At 30.9% G+C, this 23751-nt stretch carries 21 protein-coding genes; 5 read left to right on the forward strand and 16 right to left on the reverse strand.

The annotated features are described in order from the left end of the window. Nucleotides 1–47: 47 nt before the first annotated feature. The 5 genes from KI430_RS10310 (at nucleotide 48) to KI430_RS10330 (ending at nucleotide 4339) form a co-directional block, all read left to right on the forward strand. Nucleotides 48–1277, forward strand: coding sequence for an AAA family ATPase (locus KI430_RS10310; protein ID WP_248874541.1), 1230 nt, complete (start codon nucleotides 48–50; stop codon nucleotides 1275–1277). Continuing rightward, complete coding sequence (locus KI430_RS10315) at nucleotides 1267–1893, forward strand: RloB family protein (RefSeq protein WP_248874543.1); 627 nt, start codon at nucleotides 1267–1269, stop codon at nucleotides 1891–1893. The genes KI430_RS10310 and KI430_RS10315 overlap by 11 nt, the downstream gene beginning before the upstream one ends. Nucleotides 1894–1929: 36 nt before the next feature. Further along, nucleotides 1930–2316, forward strand: coding sequence for a DUF423 domain-containing protein (locus KI430_RS10320; protein WP_248874545.1), 387 nt, complete (start codon nucleotides 1930–1932; stop codon nucleotides 2314–2316). 250 nt (nucleotides 2317–2566) lie between these two features. Further along, nucleotides 2567–3757, forward strand: a complete 1191-nt coding sequence (gene sucC / locus KI430_RS10325) for an ADP-forming succinate--CoA ligase subunit beta (RefSeq protein ID WP_074236403.1) — start codon at nucleotides 2567–2569, stop codon at nucleotides 3755–3757. Between the two features lie 78 nt (nucleotides 3758–3835). Next, nucleotides 3836–4339 (forward strand): hypothetical protein, encoded by a 504-nt coding sequence (locus KI430_RS10330; RefSeq protein ID WP_248874547.1) that lies wholly within the window; start codon nucleotides 3836–3838, stop codon nucleotides 4337–4339. 15 nt (nucleotides 4340–4354) lie between these two features. On the opposite strand, the gene KI430_RS10335 is transcribed toward KI430_RS10330, so the two are convergent. The 16 genes from KI430_RS10335 to KI430_RS10410 form a co-directional block, all read right to left on the reverse strand. Beyond that, complete coding sequence (locus KI430_RS10335; protein ID WP_248874549.1) at nucleotides 4355–5197, reverse strand: mechanosensitive ion channel family protein; 843 nt, start codon at nucleotides 5195–5197, stop codon at nucleotides 4355–4357. A gap of 70 nt (nucleotides 5198–5267) precedes the next feature. Then, nucleotides 5268–5858 (reverse strand): hypothetical protein, encoded by a 591-nt coding sequence (locus tag KI430_RS10340; RefSeq protein WP_248874550.1) that lies wholly within the window; start codon nucleotides 5856–5858, stop codon nucleotides 5268–5270. Nucleotides 5859–6063: 205 nt separating this feature from the next. After that, nucleotides 6064–8769, reverse strand: a complete 2706-nt coding sequence (locus KI430_RS10345; RefSeq protein WP_248874552.1) for a T9SS type A sorting domain-containing protein — start codon at nucleotides 8767–8769, stop codon at nucleotides 6064–6066. A 106-nt stretch (nucleotides 8770–8875) separates the two neighbouring features. After that, on the reverse strand, nucleotides 8876–10033 hold the full coding sequence (locus tag KI430_RS10350) for a glycosyltransferase family 4 protein (RefSeq protein ID WP_248874554.1): 1158 nt from the start codon (nucleotides 10031–10033) through the stop codon (nucleotides 8876–8878). A gap of 100 nt (nucleotides 10034–10133) precedes the next feature. Continuing rightward, nucleotides 10134–11507: a phenylacetate--CoA ligase family protein gene (locus tag KI430_RS10355; protein WP_248874556.1), complete on the reverse strand. Its 1374-nt coding sequence runs from the start codon at nucleotides 11505–11507 to the stop codon at nucleotides 10134–10136. A 5-nt stretch (nucleotides 11508–11512) separates the two neighbouring features. Continuing rightward, entirely contained in the window at nucleotides 11513–12655 is a 1143-nt protein-coding gene (locus tag KI430_RS10360) for a CapA family protein (protein WP_248874558.1), read from the reverse strand. After that, nucleotides 12655–13758 (reverse strand): glycosyltransferase, encoded by a 1104-nt coding sequence (locus tag KI430_RS10365; RefSeq protein WP_248874560.1) that lies wholly within the window; start codon nucleotides 13756–13758, stop codon nucleotides 12655–12657. The genes KI430_RS10360 and KI430_RS10365 overlap by 1 nt, the downstream gene beginning before the upstream one ends. Next, on the reverse strand, nucleotides 13758–14645 hold the full coding sequence (locus KI430_RS10370; RefSeq protein ID WP_248874562.1) for a glycosyltransferase family 2 protein: 888 nt from the start codon (nucleotides 14643–14645) through the stop codon (nucleotides 13758–13760). The genes KI430_RS10365 and KI430_RS10370 overlap by 1 nt, the downstream gene beginning before the upstream one ends. Then, nucleotides 14645–15742, reverse strand: a complete 1098-nt coding sequence (locus tag KI430_RS10375) for an EpsG family protein (RefSeq protein ID WP_248874564.1) — start codon at nucleotides 15740–15742, stop codon at nucleotides 14645–14647. Before KI430_RS10375 ends, KI430_RS10370 begins: the two co-directional genes overlap by 1 nt. Beyond that, a complete protein-coding gene (locus KI430_RS10380; RefSeq protein WP_248874566.1) occupies nucleotides 15742–16851 on the reverse strand; it encodes a glycosyltransferase family 4 protein in 1110 nt (369 codons plus the stop codon). The genes KI430_RS10375 and KI430_RS10380 overlap by 1 nt, the downstream gene beginning before the upstream one ends. After that, the gene (locus KI430_RS10385; RefSeq protein WP_248874568.1) at nucleotides 16848–17930 is read right to left on the reverse strand and encodes a glycosyltransferase family 4 protein; all 1083 of its coding nucleotides are present in this window, start codon (nucleotides 17928–17930) and stop codon (nucleotides 16848–16850) included. The genes KI430_RS10380 and KI430_RS10385 overlap by 4 nt, the downstream gene beginning before the upstream one ends. A gap of 3 nt (nucleotides 17931–17933) precedes the next feature. Beyond that, nucleotides 17934–18950, reverse strand: a complete 1017-nt coding sequence (locus KI430_RS10390) for an acyltransferase family protein (protein WP_248874570.1) — start codon at nucleotides 18948–18950, stop codon at nucleotides 17934–17936. 3 nt (nucleotides 18951–18953) lie between these two features. Then, on the reverse strand, nucleotides 18954–20813 hold the full coding sequence (locus tag KI430_RS10395) for an acyltransferase family protein (protein ID WP_248874572.1): 1860 nt from the start codon (nucleotides 20811–20813) through the stop codon (nucleotides 18954–18956). Nucleotides 20814–20816: 3 nt separating this feature from the next. Beyond that, nucleotides 20817–21701, reverse strand: coding sequence for a glycosyltransferase family 2 protein (locus KI430_RS10400; protein WP_248874573.1), 885 nt, complete (start codon nucleotides 21699–21701; stop codon nucleotides 20817–20819). Then, nucleotides 21701–22555, reverse strand: a complete 855-nt coding sequence (locus tag KI430_RS10405; RefSeq protein ID WP_248874576.1) for a glycosyltransferase family 2 protein — start codon at nucleotides 22553–22555, stop codon at nucleotides 21701–21703. The genes KI430_RS10400 and KI430_RS10405 overlap by 1 nt, the downstream gene beginning before the upstream one ends. Further along, nucleotides 22555–23751 (reverse strand): polysaccharide pyruvyl transferase family protein, encoded by a 1197-nt coding sequence (locus KI430_RS10410; protein ID WP_248874578.1) that lies wholly within the window; start codon nucleotides 23749–23751, stop codon nucleotides 22555–22557. Before KI430_RS10410 ends, KI430_RS10405 begins: the two co-directional genes overlap by 1 nt.

Consider the following 23751-nt stretch of genomic DNA (forward strand, 5'->3'; position numbering starts at 1 on the left):
ATTTTTATACGTAAATTTGTAAATGATTTACAAAAATTAAATTAAAAATGATAATTAATTTCAGTGTAGAAAATTTTGGTTCTATAAAAGAAAAGCAAACTTTATCTTTTTTAGCTAACAAATCTGACCATTTGAAAGATTACTATATTATTGAGCCAATCAAAGATTTGCGCCTTAATAAATTGGCTTTGATTTATGGTGCAAATGCTTCTGGGAAAACTACAATTTTAAAAGCATTAGATTTCTTACGAAAAATTTGCACTGAACCTTTTGATAAGAAGACGGAAAGATTTGATTTTGAACCTTTCTTGTTTGATGAAAATACACCTGAACAAAATACAAAATTTGAAGTAGAGTTTATAGAAAATAAAATTCGCTATTTTTATGAAGTTGAGTTAAATAAAAACTACATTGTAAAAGAAAAACTTATTAACCATAACCCTGGTAAAGCTGTAGTTTTTGAAAGAACAACTGATGAAAAAAAAGAATTAACTTCAATTAAATTTGGAAGTAAAATTCCAAAAAGAAAATCTTTGGAGGATAATCTTGAAATATTTACCCTATGGAATAATACAGTTTTAGGCGGTTCTTTAAAAGCTAACATAGACAATGATAACATCAAAAATCTAGCTAATTTTTTTTCAAGATTATCAATGTTGGTTACTTCATCAAGTAAATTAGAAGCCTTAACTTCTAATCTTATTAATAGTAATCTTATCAAAAAAAATAAATTTTTAAAGCTTCTTGCAAAAGCGGATTTTAATATACTAGATTTAAAAATTGAGGATACAAAAAAGGAGAATCTATTTGATAAGTTTAAAGTCGATTTCACACATAAAGTTAGTAATAAAAATTACGAATTAAGCTTAAATTATGAATCACAGGGAACTCAAAGATATTACAGCGTTTTAACTTATTTATATATGCTTTTAAAGTATAATAATTATGTTATGATTGACGAATTAGAATCCTCCCTTCACCCAGATTTATTTAATCACTTTCTATTGACTTATCTGGTTAATGGAAAAAAAGAATCTCAACTTATAGCAACTACTCATAACAGAGAAATCCTTAATAATAGAGATTTATTCCGTGATGATGCAATTTGGTTTACAGACAAAAATGAAGATTCGGCGACTGAGCTCTATTCTTTAGCCGATTTTGATTCATCTGTAGTAAGAGATACAAGCAACGTTTTGAATGCTTACAAATCTGGAAAATTAGGAGGTGTTCCAAATCTCGGAGATTATTACATTGATTTGGAAGATGAAGAATAAAAAAGCTTTTCGTAAGGAAAAAATAACTTATGCAATTGTAGGAGATGGCGATTGTGAAAAATGGTATTTCCAAATGCTAAAGCAAACTGAGAATTTAATCATCAATATCAAACCTGAATTAAGTTTAAAAGCCTCACTTAAAAAACAATACGACTATGTAAAAAATTTAGCTGAAACCTATCATAAAGTTTTTTGGATTATTGATTATGATGTAATCGAAAGAGAAACAAAAGAGTGTAAAAAAGGAGACGAAAAACGAAGTGAAGAATTTGCTAGATATTATAACGAACTTTCTGCACTAGAAAATGTAGAAATTTTAGTAGTGAATACCTGCTTTGAATATTGGTTATATCTCCATTTTAAATATTCCAAGAAGAATTATAAAGATTGCGATGAGACAGGAAAAGATTTGAAGAAAGAATTTCCTACTTATGATAAAACTGAAAAATTCTATAAAAAAAGCAATGCAGATATCTATACTTCTTTAAAACCAAAACTTCCAATTGCGATAAAAAATGCTGAAAAGTTAGGAACTTTCGACATTCAAAATCCTAATAATCCTGTTTGTGAAATTCATCGATTATTCAACAACGATGGAAGTTTTAAAGTTGATTAACTCTCAAAAATAAATCACAATAATAAATTTAAAAAAATGAAAAACTTTACTTTAATCATAGGTGGAATCTACGGTTTATTATCCGTAATTCTGGGTGCATTTGGAGCACACGCATTCAAAAAAATATTATCTGTAGAAAGACTGGAGAGCTTTGAAACCGGTGTGAGGTATCAGATTTACGCCGCTTTCTTTTTGTTGATTGTCGGTTATATTTTGAAATTTGAAACCTCATCTGAAAAGTGGATTTCGATTTTGATGATTGCTGGTGCCTTCTTGTTTTCGGTAAGTATTTATTTCTTGAGTTTTCAGGATTATTGGGGCCTTAATCTGAAATTTCTTGGTCCAATCACACCGCTTGGAGGTTTGTTTATGATTATCTCTTGGGGAATGCTGATTTGGTATTTTGCTAAGACAAAATTCTAATGTGTGAGCGATGATAGCGGAAATCCCGGAATAAGCTTTGGATAAGCATCGGAATGAGGAATTGCAGCGGATACTTCGACAGGCTCAGCATAAACCAAGGCGACCCGAGCGGCTGGAAAAAGCGCTGGCGAGGGACACACCCAGATTATTTTGAAAACTGATTTCAATCAGACATTTATATCAAGTAATTCGACACTTTTTCTTAAATTTGTGCGTCTTATAAAATTTAAAAATTAATCAATAATATATTATGAATCTTCACGAGTATCAATCAAAAGAGATTTTAGCAAAATACGGGGTTAACATCCAACGTGGTTTTGTTGCAAACAACGTAGATGAGGCAGTTGCTGCTGCTGAAAAATTAACTGCTGAAACCGGTGCACAAGGTTGGGTTGTAAAAGCTCAAATCCACGCTGGTGGACGTGGAAAAGGTGGAGGTGTTAAGTTTTCTCCGAATATGGATAAACTTAAAGAAAACGCTGGAAACATCATCGGGATGCAGCTAATCACGCCGCAGACTTCTGCTGAAGGTAAAAAAGTAAACTCTGTATTGGTTGCAGAAGATGTATATTATCCTGGTGAAACTGAAACTAAAGAATTTTATGTTTCTATCCTTTTGGACAGAGCGCTTGGAAAAAACACCATCGTATATTCTACAGAAGGTGGAATGGACATTGAGCACGTTGCTGAAGTTACACCTCATTTGATTCACAAAGAAGTGATTGACCCCGCTTACGGGCTACAAGGTTTCCAGGCTAGAAAAATTGCTTTCGGTCTTGGATTGGAAGGTAATGCTTTCAAAGAATTCACAAAATTCATCACTTCATTATATAACGCTTATGTAGGAATTGATGCATCACTTTTTGAAATCAACCCGGTTTTGAAAACTTCTGACAACAAAATTATCGCTGTAGATGCTAAAGTAACTTTGGATGGTAACTCATTGTTCCGTCACAAAGATCTTGCTGAGTTGAGAGACACAAGAGAAGAAGATCCATTGGATGTTGAAGCTGGTGAAGCTGGCCTTAACTTCGTGAAGTTGGACGGAAACGTTGCTTGTATGGTAAACGGTGCTGGTCTTGCAATGGCAACTATGGATATCATCAAATTATCTGGTGGTAACCCTGCAAACTTCCTGGACGTTGGTGGAACGGCTGATGCACAAAGAGTACAGACTGCTTTCGGAATTATCCTGAGAGACCCGAACGTAAAAGCTATCTTAATTAACATCTTTGGAGGAATCGTAAGATGTGACAGAGTTGCTCAAGGTGTTGTAGATGCTTACAACGCTATGGGAAGCCTTCCTGTTCCATTGATCGTAAGATTACAAGGAACCAACGCTGTAGAAGCTAAAAAACTGATTGACGAAGCTGGATTGCCAATCCACTCTGCAATCACTTTGGAAGAAGCTGCAAACAAAGTAAAAGAAGTTTTAGCTTAAGACTAAAATTTTAAAATAAATATAAAATCCGTTTCATTTTTGGAACGGTTTTTTAATGCTTTGTTTTAAAATCAATTGATGAAAAAAATTTCTATTCCCAATCCTTGTTCTGAAAACTGGAACGAAATGTCTCCAGAAGACCAAGGCAGATTCTGTTCTGTTTGTAGCAAATGTGTGATAGATTTCACTGAAAAGAAACCTCAAGAAATCCAACAACTCATCGAAAAAAAATCTGATGACAGTATTTGTGGAAGATTCTATAATCATCAATTGAATATTAATGACTCAAAATCGGTAAAGATTAAAGAAAAGCTTTTTCGTTATGTTCCTTTAAGTTTTCAAAATAGTAGATTATCACTAGGATTACTATCATTAATCTTATTCCTAACAGGTTGTTCGAAGCCGGAAAAAGAAAATTGCATTGCAACAACTGGACTTGTCGATATTATAGAAGAGGACACAATACCAAAAAATGAAGATTTTATAATGGGAGAATATATTGCCGTTGATGATTCTGTTGTAACAATTCATAAAAAGAAAGATTCTATTAATTTTAATAAAAACAAAAAACTCAAGAAGTAATTCCTGAGTTTCATTTTATGCTGTTGTATTAGTAATATTAATGCTCGTTGGCGTTACTAGATTTATACCTTCTTTCATCAAGGATTCATTGATTTTGATGATGGCAATGCTTTTTAGTTTCCCAAAATCACTTCCAATTTCCAGCCAGAATTTGACCTGCAAAGTGAACACGCCTTGTTTGACATCAGTTAAAAGAACATCCGTTGTATCAGCTTTATCAACGTGTTCCAATGTTTTGATTGTTTCTAAAATTACATTTTTAGCTTTATCAATATCTTCGCCAACAGGAATTTCCAGATTAAATATAATTCTGCGCTGCGGCGATGCTGTAATATTGAAAAACGGCGAATTAAAAATCACCTGATTCGGAATATAAACTTTCTTACCATCATCGGTAATCAATTTGGTTGTCAATAATCCAATATCCTGTACTGTTCCGGAATTGCCTCCAATCGTTACATAATCTCCTATTTTAAAAGCCTTATCAACACTCACCAGCATTCCTGAGAAAATACTTGAAACTAAGTCTTTCAAAGCAACCCCAGCAATTACCCCGGCAACCCCTAAACTTCCCAAGAACTTCATAAAGAATCCACTGAATCCCATTATTTCTAATGCGATAAAAGTTCCCATCAGAATAATCAAAAACTTGAATATCGATATAAGAGTAACTACAGACTCATTCTTTGTTTTTGGAAAAAGTTTGTGAAACAGTTTAACAGACCATCTGCTGAGATAAGTACTTGTCATTAGAAAAAATAGAAATACCAATATCCCAACAATTAGTCTTGGTGTCAATTCGGCAAAACTGACGTACCATCTTTGCAATACGGCGTAAACTGTATGTAAATATTCCATAACTAAATAATGTATTAAGCAAAAAACCGACAAAAAGCCGGTTATATTATGTATATCAAATATATCAATATTATTTCACATCATTAGCAATTCTCTTGGCGTGAGAAGTTGGCAAATAAATACTGAAACCTACATTGAAAGTTATGTTAGAACTATATGGTGTATTTCCAAAACCTGCTTCACCATTATATTTTACCAGGCCTTCTACACCGATATTTGGCGTAATGAAATAAGAATATCCTGGACCAACACCATATACAAAACCTGTTGTTGAGTTTCCATTTTCTATAGAAGTTCCACCTATTCCAGCATTTCCTTCAAAAAACCAACGTCCGTGATTTAATAAATTGTCAACACCCACTTCTCCAGGAGAAATATAGTAACGCCCTAAAGCACCCACACCATACTTAAACTGAGTGGCTTCTCCTTTGCCCGTTTTTAAAAAATTCAAATTGACCATACCTCCCAATGCGACATTATCTTTAATAAAATATGCTGCTTTTGGTTCTAATCCAATTTGATAACCTCCGCCAGTATTTAGTCCAAAATTACTAGTTAAAATACTACTACCTACTAACCAATTACCTTCTTGTATTTGAGCATTAGCTGTTGAAAACAACCCTGCCGCTAAAACGATTGCTCCAAAAAATAATTTTTTCATATGTTTAAATTTTTTCATTAATAATTATCTATTTTACATTTTACAAACCTTGTGCCATTAGAAGAAATTGGCTTTAGAAATCGTTAAAAGAAGTATTAATGAAAATTAGCTTGAAATAAAATATTTAAAAATAAAGAGCTTTTCCTATCAAAATAAAAAAGCCAATCTTTTCAGACTGGCTTAATATTTATAATTGAATAATTTGTTACAAAATAACTTTCTTAGTTGTAATACCTTTATCAGAAGTAATCTTCAAGATATAAACACCTTTTACAAATCCAACTGTACTTAGTTTGATTTCTTTAGTGTTATTTCCAGAAAGTGAAGTAATCAATTTTCCTGAAGCATCAAAAACATCAACGTTTTTAATATTATCTCTTGTATCGATTACTATCAATTCAGATTCATCTTTTATTACATTAACTGTTCCAGCATTTTTATTAGCTGTTTCAAAAGAGGACAAGTCTTGATAAATCACTTCGAATCTTGTTTCATCTAAACCTTTGCTTGCCGCAAATTTATAAGATCCTTCTTCTGTCAAATTAATGACTTTATTCAATTTTTTATCTTTCAAATAAATCACTTGGTCACCATTGAATAATCCTTCTTTCTCGCCCAAAATGATTGAGTAATCTCCTGTTTCGTAATATTTAGCTCCAAGAGTCACCATATCATTTGTATTCAAAGGATATTTTCTTCCTTGGATTGCTAGCTTAGAAGCTCCATTAATAGAATAGAATGCATCCGATCCAACAACTAAAAGATCTGCATCATATAGTTTCTCATAACCATCTGTCGCTCCTGGGATATAAGATAACAAGATTGTATTATTGATGTTTGATGGTGATTTCAGATTTAACCAGAATCTATCTTTAGAAGATTTTTGACTCTCTCCTTTATTGAAGAAAATACTTGACGGACTATAACTTCTCATTGAGTTATTAAACTGCAATGGTTGATTGTTAGAACCTGCCATACTTTGTACTAAGAATCCTTGACCAACTTTTATATACTGAGTTGGTGTTGGTGAAGATACTCCATCCTGGAAAGTTGATGGTACACCTCCACTTCTGTTGTAGATTGCATAATTAGAGCCTGAATAATCAGAACCTTGTTGCCCCGGAATGTATTGCTGATTTGTCCAGAAGAATGCCGTTCCATAAATCAACGAACTGTTAGCATCATACAAAGCATCAAAATCTAAATTCGATGGATAAGGATTACCAACTAGATTAAATCCGTGATCCGCATCTGTCCATTTCAAATATTGATATGAAAGATTTCCATTATTTGGTGAACCTGTAAAAGTAAAGGTGTATGGTGCAGGGCTATTAAAATCTGCATTGTAACTGTCTTTACCTCTAATAGCATAACCTTGTCCAGTTCTGAAAGTATAAGCATCATTAAGACCTGTCGTTACGAAGTAATCGTTAGACTCATTATAAACATAGATTCTATTCTTAGGTGTTCCTCCAACAAGTCCACCATCTGAGAATGAATATAGATTTTGGTTTGCAACAGGCGAACTCCAGAAAGTGTAATGCAGCTTCGCTAAATTTGAAACGCGTTTTACAGTAGTATTACCAATATTCGAAGCTTCAGAACTTTGCATTAAGTTTCCATCACTTTCAACTATAAAATTATCACCACTGATATTATTGATATATTGATTCGCAGTGATTACAGTATTTGCACTTACTGTCAATAATCCATTGTTATCTATTGTCAAATCTTTTGCTACAAATGATCCTTGGGTTGCCGTAACATAAGGTTCAAAAATATAAGTATTAAGATTAACATTTGGAATTCCATTTGACCAACCAGTAACACCAGCATTTTCTCTCCAAACTGTTTTATTAACCAATATAGATGCTGTGCCTACAGCTGTTCCCGCATCACATACAGCATCTGCAACATTACTAATAGTATAATTAGTATTCGTTTCTGGTGAAACTGCCAAAATATAAGGAGAGTTTGTTATTCCAGTAATAGTTTGAGGATTTGCCCCATTTGCAGTATATGTAATGCTCCAAGGTGCAGTACCGGTTAGCGCTACTTGAAGATTTACAGATCCTGGTTCTGTATCAATTGTTCCACCTCCAGTAAGTGTGGCTGTAGGAGCTGTTTTCATACCCACACTTATAGTTTGGGTATCAGTTACTGTACCAAATGCGGTAGTGTAAGTTCCTGTTGCAGTATAAGTTGCTGCCTGACTTGGATTAGCAGTAACAGAAGCTCCTGTCGTTTGGACTAGATTACCTCCTGTTGTACTTGTCCAAGTGTAATTGAACGGTGCAGAACTTTGAGCAGACAAAACAACAGGACTGTCTTTACAAACTGTAGCGTTGTCGGAAGATAACACGAGAGAATGATCAACTACAACTCTATCAATAAAAATAGATTTACCTAAAGTTCTAGATATTCTAAAAATTAAATTATCACTAAAATCGTTTACTGGGAATGTGATTGTTTCGACTGTTAGTGTTTTAGGAGTAATAATGTTATAGGTCCCTACCGATTGCCAGCTACTCCCATTAACGCTTTTTTCAATTAAAACTCTAGTGGTCTCAGTATAGTTAATATTGCCTGGTCTAACAGCCACCAAAGCAGTTATTGATTTTGCACCTCCTTTTGAAATATTTGGAGTTGTTAATGTTCCTGCTAATTCAGTTGTAGTATTACTAGCTAACTCAATATAACCGGGCAAAGGCATAGGAGCAGCACCTGCAGGATAGATAGTACCTCTTGTAATATTCCAAACACCAGCTGGCGTAGTTTGAGAATAATTAGCAACAACATATCTTGCTGTCCACGAACTAAATGTATCTGCCACCTGTGCAGATGATAGTGAAGAACATAACATAAAAAAAACAATTGCAATTGTTTTAACTATATGTAAAAATTTTTCCATAACCCAATACTTTTTGCAAAGATATAAAATATTAAAATTATTATTGAGGATATTAATTTTAAAGCTTTATAATCCTGTAACAATTTCTAAACCAACTAACAAATCTTTATGTTAAGTATTCTTTTTTTATATAGTCCCAAATCAATTGCTGCTGATATCTGCTTTCAATCATTGGTCTAGCATTAATTGCCATAGATTGATATAAATGATGATTGTCTAAGATTTTTTCCATAGCAGTTTCTAATTCAATTTCATTTTTTGCAGAAACTATAATCCCATTCTCATTTCCTATAATAATCTCATTACAACCATTGATATTAGAAACGATTGAGGGTAATCCCATTGCACCCGCCTGCATCACTACATTGGGAAATCCTTCTCTGTAGCTGGGGAAAACGAGTGCATTACTTATAGCCAAATAAGGTCGTACATCTTTTTGAAAACCTACCGATATTATATTGTGATTATGATTAATTTCAGTTAGAGTTTCTGGCAATAGTGGATCTAAATCCTCTTCCAAAGATCCTACAAGAAGAAGTTTAAATCTCGTTAAACTTGAGTTTTGATTAATCTCTAAAGATATCTTTCTGAATGCTGAAACCAACTCATTAATTCCTTTATCTTTTACCAATCTTCCTACGAATACAAATACGAAGTTGTTTTCATCAATTCCCAACTCCTTCCGCAAATTCCGTTTTTTTTCCTGAGAAAATAAATCAGGATTAAAATAATCTGTGTCTATACCGTTTGTACTGCCATTGCAAATTACGTGGAGCTTTTTTGAATGACACAATTTTTCATTTAAAATAAAATCCCGAAGACCATAAGAGTTAGGATACACTTTTGTTGCACATGCATAAGTTAACTTCTCTATGTTATTCAACAAGATACGTTTAACTCCAGAAGTTTCCATTAAAGGTAAACCAGCAACGGTGTGCAACCTCATCTTTACTCCAGCTATTTTTGCTGCCAACATCCCTATTAATCCTGCTTTTGGTGTATGAGTGTGGACAATATCTGGCTTTTCTTTTTTAAAATAGCAATACATTAACCAAAGAGATTTCAGATCTTTAAAAGGTGTTATCTGGCGAGACATCTCTATGGCATAAGTTTTAACACCTAAATCTACTCCAATTCTGGATAATTCTTTTTTATCAGATGAAATAGCAGTGACATCAAAAAACTGATTCATATAAGTCAATTGGTTTCCCAGAAGCTTTTCCACAGAAATTGGTACAGTTGTAATTCTAAACAATTTTGGCATTCATCCTAATTTTTGTAAAAATAATTATAGGTCGTCTGAAGATAAATATTTTAAGTTTAATCTTATAAAAGCGATACAACTAAAGTTTTAAGATTTAATTTTAGGAGTTATCTATCAAATCTTTAATATGGTTTTTGACCATCCGGAATTTCCCACTTTTCTCAACCGGTATATCTTTTAGATAAGTTAATTTAATAGTCATATTATCTCCCAATCTATCTTTCCAGTTTTTTAAAAAAACATCTTCTATTTTCTTTGAATAGACATTCTCATCTATAATTACTAAAATCTCTAACGCATCAAGACTATTCTGAATAGCTTGAAATTTGACAATTCCCTCTGTATCTTTCAAAGTATTAGATATATTTCCTAAATTAATTTTACCATTTTCAGGAGAATAGATGTAATCGTCGATCCTACCTAAAATATGTTTTACTAATGGATTATTATTCCCACAATTACAGTATTTTTTACCGTCTTCCAATCCTATAGAGTCTCCGATATCGTATCGTATGAGAGGGGTTCCTTCTGTGGTAAAAGAAGTAACTATCAAGCGACCGGATTGCGTGGGATTATTTTCATCATCCAGCACTTCGAAAACTCCACTTTGCAGTTCAAGATGCAAGTTCCCATTATTACATTCAAAAATAAAAGGTGCTCCTTCTGATGACGCATATTGATCTACAAGTTTTGTCTTAAAAAATTTCCCAATTACCTCTCTCATTTCCTGTGTGATGGTTTCGGCAGTAGGAAAAATAGCTTTAACTGTATCTTTGGGAAAATCATAATTGTTTTTGAGACCAAATTTTGCTATTTCCAATATACTGGATGGAAACCCTACTAGAAACTCTGGAGAAAATTTGATTAGATCTTCTACATAATGTTTGAGATAATCTTCCTTAATATGAAATGTTGAATAATACCTTACTTTATAAAAAATATCAGTTTTCCAGAATCTTTCCTTCTTGATATCCGCCGGAGTTAACAGATTTTTACCCGAAAACCAAGCTGTTTTTTTACCCAACTCATATCCAAAACGTGCTCTGAAATCATCCAACATCGCAAAACGTTCCTGCATATTATCTTTGGTGAATAACACTTGAAGAGATTTCCCCGTTGTCCCTCCTGTTTTGGAGACAATCCCTTCCTTTTTGCTAATGGTATAAACTTGGTTGATATCTTTTCTTAAATCTTCTTTATTCAGAATGGGGAGCAGTCTTATATTTTCTAGCTTAACTGATGGATAGTGATTATAAAATTTAGAATTTTCGATAGATTGTGAAAGAAACTTATTAAAACTCTCTTCTTGTTTCTTTTTTAAATCTTCCAAAGAAAGGCTTCTGTTTTCCCAAAAAAGAGTCCTGTATTTTTTATAATTGGCTCCATATCGATCCTTATACGCTAAATAATTGAATAGTGATATAAGTAATCCCTGCAAAAAATCGGGAAGGAGTTGGTAGAGTTTTTCTTTCATTTTAACTAATTAGATTTGGTGAGAACATCAATCAAAATTTCGCGATGGGTTTCACATCTCAATAAATTTAATAATAACAACTTGTGCTCATCAGAATGTAAAAAAAACTCGGGAAGATATTTTCTTCTTATTAGCTCTCTGACATACTTATTTTGAATCAATAGATTACTTTTATATGATAACTCTTGAGTAGTAATATAATCATCCCAAGAGTTCTGCAAATCTCCCGAATTACTTATTATTCTGTTAAAATCATTTAATTTTTTATCAAAAATTTCTTTTTCTGATGCATTAAGTAATCTAAGGGTGGGATCTTGTTCTCGACCTTGATTGAAAGGAACAATTTCAAATTGTAAGTTATCATCCAATAATTTAAAAATAACACCGTAACCTTGAGTCCAAGTTCCTTTTTGATACTTTTTCTTGTAATCAAAAATAAAATTTCCGAGACTGTAAAAAATTGGGACATTATTATATAATTCATATCCACTATAGCAGTGCGTATGATGTGCAACAACAGCATCAGCACCACAATCTGCAAAAAACCTATACAATTCCTGTACTCTAGGACTTGGAAGTTGATAGTGCTCTCTCCCTCCGTGAACAATCACAAATAGAAAATCACATTGGGATTTCGCTTTTTTGATATCATACGAGTTTTTTACTGGATCAAGAGGATTAGCTCCCGCTTTTTCTCCATAGGTATTTCCAAATTCGTTTTCCGCAAGATTATAAAAGCCAATTTTTTTTGATTTTATTTCTGTAATAAAAACCTTTTCAGCATCTTTTAAAGTCAATCCTGCACCTACAGTATTAATATGATTCTCTTCACATACTTCAAGTGTAGATTTTATACCTTCTTCACCATAATCTAAAATATGATTATTAGCCAAAGTTACGAGACCAAAATTACCTATCTTGAGAAGGTTTACAGATGTTACTTTAGCTTTTATTGCTGCCCCCACTTTCTTAATAGGAGTTTTAGAGTCTGTAAGCGGGCATTCCAAATTTGTTATTGCTAAGTCTACATTTTGTAATATTGGCAATACATCGTTCAGTACAGCTTCATAGTCTCTCTTATCTATAAGACTTTCAATCCTATTAATAGGACAAAAGTCACCCGATATAAAAATTTCAATGGAACTCATTAATTATTAGTGTTTAAAGTATTCTTATATTCTATTAAATAACTTTCGACCATCTTGTTTATGTCAAATTTTTGCACATGCATAATTGCATTTCTCACATTCTGCTCTCTAAGCAACAGGTTATCTTTTAATTCAATAATCTTATCCGCTAAAATCCTAGGAGACCTAGGAGGGAAGAGATATGACGAATCTGGCACAATATCAAAAACACCTTCTACATTAGAACCAATGAAAGGTTTACCAGATGCTAATGATTCTAAAGCGACACCAGACAAACCTTCTTTATTGGTTGATAAAACATTCAAATCAACCAGGCTCATTAATTTGTAAACATCTGTTCGCAGACCTAAAAAATCAATACAATCTTGTAGTCCCAAATCTTTGACTTTTTCTTTTACATTTTCCAAATTAGGTCCTTCTCCTGCAAAAAAAACTTTTATGTTGGGATTTTTTATTAAATGTATAGCTTCTATTAATGACATTTGATCTTTTGCAATAAAATCAAAGCGACCAACCATCAAAATGTTAAATGAATCATTTTTTATAAAATCATAATTTGAAAGATTGCTGTTTTTCAGAGAGTTTATTTCTTGCAAATTAACACCGTTATTAATAGTAACAATTTTGTTATGATTCAGCCACTTCGTAAAAACAGTATTTACCATTTCGGTTATAGCGATGATTGTAGAGTATCTCTTATAAATGATTATTTCGAGTAATTTTAGATAAGGTTTTCTATTACGCGAATTATATACAGAATGTTCTGTTTTTATTAGTTTTGTTTTTGAAGAAATAAAAAATGAAGCTATCGCAAGCCAATATTGTGTTGGGAAAAGGTGGGCGTGAACTATGTCATATTTTTCTTTTCGTATAAGAGAAATTAAATTAAAAATTTGTGCTGGATTATAAAGTGATTTTTTTAAATCTATAATTCTTATGTTATTTTTCAAAAGTTCATCTTCATATTTTTTGATATTCTGATTTCCATTAGCCAATAGCAGATGTACCGTATTACCCTTCCCACTAATTAATGGCAGAATGTCTACAAGTAACTTTTCAGCTCCTCCAGAACCTAAATTGTTTATATAATGTAAGATTTTCATTAGTTATCTTTAAGCCTTGTTTTAATATATAAATTAAGAGCTATTCCAAAGGGGATAGATAACAAGGTAATAATCTTCTTCTCGCTCTTTAAAAGGAACTTCCAATCTTTCATAAACATAGTTGATGATACTAAATGCATGGCATCTTTTAGATTAATCTTCCAATCATCTATATATTTAAGTCGTATTAACCTAGAGTATGCAAAACCTTTAGGAGATTGTCTGTATTGTTTTAAAATTGTATTAGACGATCCATTTTCTTGATATTCTACAATACAATAGATATTATTAGAATATAAAAAATCATAATCTTTACCAATTATTAAATATAATATACCTAGTGGCACCAGCTTTTCATTTTCATATTCTGGGTAAGCAGGATATTTTTTAACAATATCAGTCCGTAAAACTACTTTCTTATCTCCCGTGACATGATGTTTTCTGTATAAGTCAGATAGACTTCCTTTTTTTAAATACTCCGGAATCTTAGTTCCAATTACATCTCCATTTTCTGTAGCATCCAAGCCTACAATTCCAGCAATTTTATCCTTATCAACAGTAGTGTTCCAAAAAGTAACTATTTTCGCTATTGCATCATTTGGCATATAGTCATCAGAATCAATACATACATTTAGCTCTGTATTGATAAGCTCATAAGCTTTGTTATGACCAGTATGCATACCGCCATTTTGTTTGAAGTGATATAGAATTTCTATTCTTTTTTCAGACTGCCAGTCTTCTACTAAACTTTTGGTATTATCTGTAGATCCATCATCTATAATTAACCAAACAAAATCCTGATTGGTCTGATTAAGTAAACTATTATATAATCTAGTAAGCAAATGAGCCCTATTATATGTAGGCGTAAAAATTGTAACTGTCTTCATTATTTAATCACATTCATAAAAAAAGTAAACATAAAGTATAAGACCAGTATAACAGCAAAAACTTTATACTGGTCTTTCCAAATTTTATATCTAAACATTGGATATGCTATAACAGCAGGCATTAAAAACCAAGATAAGTAAGCAAAACGATTGCTGAAAGCAGCTGTAATTACTAAAATCCAAAAGGCGTTTGCTATACAATATATTCCAAGCATATGAATATAAAATCTATCTATAATATTTTTTTTGAAAATAAAATACCATCCTGCAAAAATTGCTGATGCACTATAAAGTAAAAAGTCCCAGCGAAAACCAGTCTGAGAGAACTGACTATTATATTCATCGGAACCGCCGGTAAGATACCCCTGTGTTCTGTCTTCAGCAAAACCTAACGACGAAAAAAAATTTGCCCACATACCTCCTCCTGCCAATGAAAGTGGAATTGCCAATAACCAAATGTATAAGTAAATTTTAGGATTTTTGTATAAACCAGAGACAAGTAATGCCGCTATAGGGATAATTAATGATGCGTGCATAAAATAACCTAACAACATACAAACGTACATTAAAACTTTTTTGTCATAAAAGTATAATCCCAAAACAAATAAAGAAGTTGCTAATCCATTTCTTAATCCATTGACCCCATAAGACCAGAATGAAAATGAGGTGATAAACATATAGAAAGCAAAGAACCAATATTTTCCAAAATATTTTCTGGAAAATAAAAAAATTGGCAAAATATACAGTATGTCTAAAAATTGATAAAAACTATGGATTGATATGTAGTTGCTAGAAAACTGCATAAGATAGTTAAAGAGGTAGTCTTTTTCAATTATTAATTCCTTACCTTGTTGCAAATCAGCATATATCCTTGCATAGTTTGCTGTATCTCCAAAATATTTACCACTAAGAGGTCTCTGTCCCATATAGATGGTTAGAAGAATAATGAAGAAAGCACCGAAGACATTAAAAAATGCAATACTTTTCGAATCTTTAATATCAAAAACCATTGCATGTACAATAATTAGTATTGATATTATTAACAATACATAATACTGCACATTAGTGTATACTTCAACTGGTATCCAATCAAACATCAGCTAAATTTGAATAACGATTGCCATTGATTCATTACTTCAGAAATTGTAAAACGTTGGACATTATGTTTAGCATTTTTTCCCATTGTCGACCTCAAATTTACGTCTTTAATCAACGATTCTAAATTTTCTGCAAAAGAGTTTATATTTTTATCATCTACTAATAATCCATCACTTTTATTTGTTATAATATTTCTAGGACCAGTGGGGCAATCATAAGATACAATTGGCAGCCCCACGGAAAGCGCTTCTAATAAAACCATAGGAAAACATTCGGTTTCAGAAGTCATTGCATAAATAGAATACTCTGCCATTTTTAGAGGAATATTATTTGTACTTCCTTTAAAATGAACAACATTCTGTAATTGCAAATCGTTTACTAATATCATTAAATTCTTCTGCGTTTCTAAATAATCCGGTCCATATATATCTAACTGCCAGTCAGGAAAATCTCTATTAACCAAAGCCCAAGACATTATAAGCTGATCGAAAGCTTTGACTGGTGATATACGCCCAGCTGCCATAACTTTTTTATTAATTAAATCAGACTGTATACTTTGAGATTCTATAGGATTAGGAATTACAACGGCATTTCCAGATTTAACATATTTTTTTTCATCTTCGTTCAGAACCACAATAGTATTGTACTTAGAATCCAGCCAATCATTGAACATAAACTTTAATTTGTTAAGCAAAGATTTATTTTTTCTAGTACTCTCTTCTTTGTATCGGGAACCGTGTCTTTCTTTAATCAATTGAGATTTCCCTTTTATAAATGGTAACCAATAGTGATCAAAATTAAAATTGGGAGAAATAATAACGTCTGGTTTTAGTTTTCCAAAAAGCTTTTTTTGTTTTTTGATATGAGAAAAAGCCTTTAATAAATTTTCAATAGAAAAATAGGATTTTGAACGATTATAATTAACACCAAGATCTACAAGATTTATTCTTTCGTCTAATGGATAGCAAGCCTTATGACTATTCTGTTCAGTGGTTATAATATAAACTTGAATATCCGGATTATTAGACCAGTAATTAGCCTTTGTGGCCATCACCTTTTCTATACCTCCGTGTAAATAAACCTGATCTGTATTGAAGACTATTTTCAAGATTTCAAATTTTTAAATAATGATTTCCATTGACTTGCTATCATTCTCATCTCATATCTTTTAACATTTTGTTTCGCTTGCAAACCAAAATTATTTCTTAATTCTTTATTATCTATCAATTGTATTATTTTTTGTGCCAATTGATCAATATTACCATTCTCTACAAGAAGACCATCCTTGTTATCTGAGATGATATCTGACGGTCCATAATCACAATCAAAAGATATGCAAGGTAAACCACAAGCCATAGCTTCTATAAGTACCATTCCAAAACCTTCAAAACGAGAAGACATTACATAAACCGAACTTTCTAAATATTTTTGCTCTATTTCCTTTACAGGTTGATAATGATGAATATTATGCGAAAGATGATCCGTGTCCAACACACTTATATTTTCTTTTCCATATAAACACAATTGCCAATCTGGAAATTTTTGATTAACAATTTCCCAAGCCTGAACTAATATATCTTGCCCTTTTTGATATGAAATTTTACCTACACAAATTACAATTTTGGAGTCTAATTTTGAAGACTCAGTAGGATAGAAAGATAATGGATTCGAAATTACTTTTATATTTTTAAGAGAAGGCCACTCTTTTTTGTTTCCTTCTGTAAGGACAACAAAACTAGAGAATGTTTTCCCAAGCTTTTCCATAATACTCCATTTGAGTCTCGTTATACTTTTTTTTGCTAAACTTTGCCCTACCTTGGCTTCTATTAATTTTGAAACGTGTCTTTCATAAATCCATTTTGCATTAGACTTAATAATGGAAGGTAAGAAAAAAGCCTTTAGTCCATCATCACAAACTGAGATTATATCGGGGTTCAAATCATTAACTATTCTCTGAATCTCACCTTTATACATTTTAAAATAATGTAGTGGAGAGCCTTTCACATCAATAGAAAATAATTTTATCTTAGAACTAAATTCATAAAAAGGATCTAAATGCGCATTATTAAGAGACAAAATTGTGACTTCGTAACCGAAATGCTCTGCAAAGTAAGATGCTTTTATAGAAAGAACCCTTTCTAAACCACCTGAACCATTGATTCCGTTTGTAATATATAAAAGCTTCATTTCTTAAGATATTTTTCTATTAATATAATTCACTATATAAGAACTAAACAAACTAAGAATAATCAAAACTAAGAATATAGCAGGGACATATTGAAAACTATAAATAAGTTTCGAAAAATAAATCATACTGAAGAAAAGATGGATAAGCCATATATTAGTTGTATGTGGAGTAAAATAGTCTAAAATCTTATTTCCAACTTTCGAAATATTAATTTGTAAAAACAAAAATATAAATCCTACTCCTGTAAAAGGAGCTATAATAAAATTAGGAAATATACTATGAAAAAAGATTAACAACCCTATACAAGTTATACTTATAATATTTTTATATTTTATTTTTTCTAATATAAAATCTACTTTATTATTCCATTCAAATTTGCAGGCAAAAGAACCAAGCATAAATTGGAATAGAGTGCAGAAATACAATGCAGCATACCTATGAATATACTCTAATAAATTATTTTCAAAAATATTAGTTTTATATATTCTGAAATAAAATGCTATTAAATATAATATTAGAAAAAATAAAAAGAGAAAATAGGGATTCGTTTTTTCCAACAAGGAAAACCAAAATGCAGATGATAACACAAATAAAATATAAATGGTTAAAAACCACCAAGCTCCATTATATGTGGGATCTATAGCTGACAAATTAAGTATTAACTTGTTTATAGTGCCCGGATATCCTTCCAATTTGAGCAAACTGCCTATTATAACGGCAAACAACAATAAAATTATCCAATAATTGATGTATAGTTTTTTTAGCTTCTTTAAATTATTATATCTATATATGATTTTATTTTTTTGATATGTATAATACAAACCATACCCACTAACGAAAGAAAAGATTGGTACACATGCATCACAAAATAAAGATAAATAATATGACAATGGTTTCATGCCAATAAAAATAATCGGTTTAAAAACATTCAGATAATCTTGATTGAATAGATGCAAAAACAACATCATCAATATTGCTATTGATTTAAGTTGGTTAGATTTCTGTATTGAGATTGACATACTCTATTTAATAATTTGATGTATTCTTGGCATTATAATTTTTTGCACACATTGTTCTGCACCATAATTAGAATAATGATTACTATCAAACATATAAACTTGATTTTCAGAATTATTGGATTTAATAATTAAAGGTACATTATAAATATCAACATAATTTTCTTTTGGAATAATAGTTTTAAGTTTTTTGTTGATATCATACGCTTCATCGGAAAGAAACTCATTGTTCCTTCTTCCCAGCTCTTCCAACATTTGCACTTTAGGAAAATCTAGTTTATATGTTTCCGATTGACCAATAAATAAATATTTGACATGATGATATTCCAAGTTAGTAATTAGTGACTTGATACCAGTTAGCATTTCATCTTCTGAAAGATTGATATTTGGATTATGGCGCATCATCCAATGGGCAGAAATAATAACTATATCTATTTTTGAATGGTTGTTTTTTATCATTTTATTAAAAAAGTCATTTTGCAATGCTCTTCTCTCTTTCTTACCATTTTCTACTGGAATAGGGAGCATATAGCCTAAACTAAGCTCTAACCAATTATAGCGTTGTTCTTTTCTAAATGCACTGGAAAAGTGAGCCATGTGACTATCTCCAATTAAGAAGATATTTTTTTTCTCTGTTGAAAATGCTTGACATTTTTTAATATTATATTTTGAAATCTTATCATTATTAGTTACATAGCATCCACAAGGGTTAAACTGCTTTTCTCTAAATTTCTCATAATCTTTTGAGTAGTTTGCTATTTCAAATTTTCTATTCTCATATAATGATAAAAACTTTAGTTTGTCTGGTTTCGAGAAAATAAAACCTGAGCTTAAAGTGATAACAACAGTTAGGAAAATAATTAATCTACCATTGGCAAAAAGTTTATTCTTCTCTATAAAATAATATGACAATAAAGCGGATAAAATAGATAAAATTATTAATAGAAAAATAGATCCACCGCTTATAAATCCAAAGTATTTAAAAAGCACAAACCAAGGCCAATGCCATAGGTATAATGAATAAGATATATCTCCTAGCAGCTTCGTGATTTTATTATTAAATAATATAGAATTAATATCCGAATAAAGCACGAATGTAGTAGCTAATACAGGTATAATAGTATAATAAGAAGGCCAGATAATACTTTCGGAAATAAAAAAACAAGATAATAAAATAGTGATGATTGAAATGTATGTAACCCATTTTCTAAATACTTGATTACATTTAAAAACACGGCTAAATCCTAATGCAAGACCACCAATACTAAGCTCCCAAAAACGAGAAGGCAACATATAAAATGTAAAATTGTTATCCTCCTTGTAAAACAGAAGCATTATAAAAAAGGAAGCAATAGTTATTATTGCCATTATAATCCAAAAAAGTTTTTCCTTTGTTAAAAAAGTTTTTCTCAGCAATAGAAGCAATAGAGGATAAATCAAATAAAATTGCCACTCTAATCCCAAAGACCATGTATGGAGCAATATATTATCACCAGAACTAAAATAGTTTTGATATTTCCAGAAATATAGATTCGAAGAGAAAAAATTAGCTAATAAAACATATTTTGCATTTAGTTTCAAATCTGCTTTTAGAAACAGAAAAATGGAAATTAATAAAACAAAACAAAGCATTATCAACAATGCAGGAAAAATACGTTTTGCTCTTTTGATGTAAAAATCCTTTAAAGAAAATTTATCATTTTCAAAACCCTTTAATGTTATTTGGGTCATTAGAAATCCTGAGATTACAAAAAATACGTCTACACCAATGAATCCGCCAGAAAAGCCATTAATCTGAAAATGGAAAAACATAACAATTAAAACTGAAATAGCTCGCAAAAAACTTATATCTGATCGAAAATGCATAGCTTATTTTAAAATTGTTTTAAAAATCATCTTCAAGTCATAAATGTTATAAATAGTCTGGAACGATTTTAAAAAGTAAACAATTCCTTTTAGTCTAATTTTATAATGCTTAGAAATATAAAAAAACATCCCTCTCATTCTAAAATCTTTCTGAAGATATGTCAACCATTCTTTATCCGTGAATTTTTCTTTAGTCTTCAGGACTTCATTTTTAATAATATCTAAGGATTTTAAACTTTTTTCCACTCCTGCCTGCGTAATTCTTTCATCCTGATGTTCATACATAATATGCAAAGCATCATTAATAATTTCAAAATTATAATTATTCAATAATGCTTTTATCATTAGATATCTATCTTGAAAACGTGCTATATTATCGAATCCACCAATCGCCTCAATTGCACTTTTTCTTATACAAAGCATTGGTGTAAAAAAATTGCCTTTGATAACGAAATTTTTATAATTACCAACAACAGGAGAATTAGAATCCGCTAAAATTTCCTCATTAGTTTCATAATTAATTCTTTTAAAAGCAGCAAGACAACCTTCCAATTGTAGATGATTATCTAAAAAAGCAGTCTGAATTTCTACCTTTGAAGGTAAGAAAACATCATCATCATCCAAAAAAAATATATATTCTCCTTTGGCTGTTTCAATTCCTTTATTTCGCGCAAAACAAGCCCCTGAGTTCACGGATAATGCAATATAGATAATCTTGTCTAGGTAAGGTTCTAAAACTTTATAAGTCTCAATCTGTTCCAAAGAGCCGAAACCGTTATCATCTACCACGATTACTTCTGCAATAACACTTTGCGACAATACACTCTCAATAGCATTTAGTAAAAAAGCAGCTCTTTTGTAAGTTGTAATAATAACCGATGCTTTCATTAATTGTATGTCTGATAAGATTTTTTAATTTTACTCTTATTTTCAAATAAATAATACAACAGTTTTTTATAATTTTTATTATTTTCTTTTTTTGTGAACATTTCCTTAATAAGGCTATAAATAGTTTTGTAGAAACTAATAAAAAAACCGCCTTCTATAACTTTAATTTGTATTAGGTAACGTGCTACCAGATGATTCCAAGAGCGCTCTGGTGTCATCTCTCTCTCTTTTCTGTCGTGAACTACCTTTGCGTCTTTTATAATTCCAATTTTAAATCCATGTTTTTTAGCACGTAAACACAAGTCTATATCTTCTCCATAAAAAAAGAAAATAGGATCAAAACCTTTTATTACTTTTAATGATTTTAGAGAAATAAACAGAAATGCACCATTGATGAATTGTGTATCGATAACTTTATCATTTTGAGTTTTTAAAGCTGATACGTTAACATATTTTTTAAAGCCGTAATCAAAGTCTGCCTCAGTTTCATCAAAATGAACTGGAGACAGTAAACCATAATCTTTGTAATCTGCAGATGTAAGTACAGGAATAATTGCATTCCAAAAATCTTGTAATAACCATCCATCATGATTTACTAAAAATACAAAATCATATTCTTCATCTTCAGCAATTTCAAAACCTAAATTATTTGCCTTGGCAAAGCCTAAATTTTCCTTAGATTCTATTAATCTAACCTCAGGAAATTTTTCTTTAACAATTTTTAAAGTATTGTCTATTGAACCATTATCTATTACTAGGACATCTCCTAAAAAACCGTTTTGGAAAATAGAATTAAGATTCTTCTCAATCCATTTCTCTGAGTTATAGGTTATGATGACTGATAATATCTTCATTACTCTCCTATTATAGAAATTATATTATCAACACTTTCATAATATTTTTCTTTCTGCTTTACTGCAGATTCTAATATTAGTTTTGAAAGATCTTCTTCGCCAATAATATTGACAAAATTTTTATAAAAATCATATGTGGGAGCTATCAGATGATCTACATTTAGATTTGACCAAGTATCAATATAATTATAAACTTTCGTTTGCTTTGGATTTAATCCCATATATTTTACTCCAAAACTCATTGCTGTAATAACGCCATGTAAGCTAGTACCAATATACATTTGTGAAAATGCAATTAATCCCATAATAACCTCTACAGATGGTTGTATGATTAGAGTTAATCGATTCTCAAACGTTTTTTTTAATTCTAAGTATATTTTATTTAAAATTATATGATCCTCATGTCCTTTTGCAGTACCTATGGGACACAACACAATATTATAATTCGTATTACTTAATATTTTAAATAGCTCTTCAATTGTCTTACTAACCTCATTCTGAATTTTAAATTCGGATATCTGAAAAAAAATGTAGTTTGTAAATAGTTGATTTTTTTCTGTTAATTTTTTCTTTAATCTATCCTTGCTAAATATGTCTGACATAATAATAGCAGAATCAGGATAATTGTACACCTTCTTTGATAGATTTTTAATTTTCGCATAACCATTTGAATCTCTAACAGCGAAATAATCCGCATCCTCAATTCTTTCTACATTATTTATATAATTTACACCTCCAACAGAATTGTATATAACTTTTACATCTTGTTTAAAATCTTTCTTATTAATAAAAAAAGGGAATTCGGAGTTTGCTCCAAGAATCTTTTTTATGATTGGATAAATGTATTTTGATGTGGCAAATGGTGTTTTTTCATAGATTATAGAATAGATCGGATTTATAAAAGAATACAACCTAGCCCAAGTAGCGCCCAAACTTTCTCCTCCGGCAATAATGATAATATTAATCTTATTATTATTTATATCAGATATTAGTTTTTTATAATTTTTTGAAGCAAATGCTCCTTTATCGGTTAGATCAGAATTTACAATAGAATACTTCGATAAAGTAATTTCTTTATTCGCTTTCTTTGATATAGCAAAATCCAGCATTATAGGAAATAGCAAATCGCCATAGTTCATTCTATCATGAGGTCCCAGTATAGCAACCTTCTTGTAATTAATATTATCCGCTTTCAT

The organism is Epilithonimonas zeae, from assembly GCF_023278365.1.
Classification (GTDB): Bacteria; Bacteroidota; Bacteroidia; order Flavobacteriales; family Weeksellaceae; genus Epilithonimonas; species Epilithonimonas zeae_A.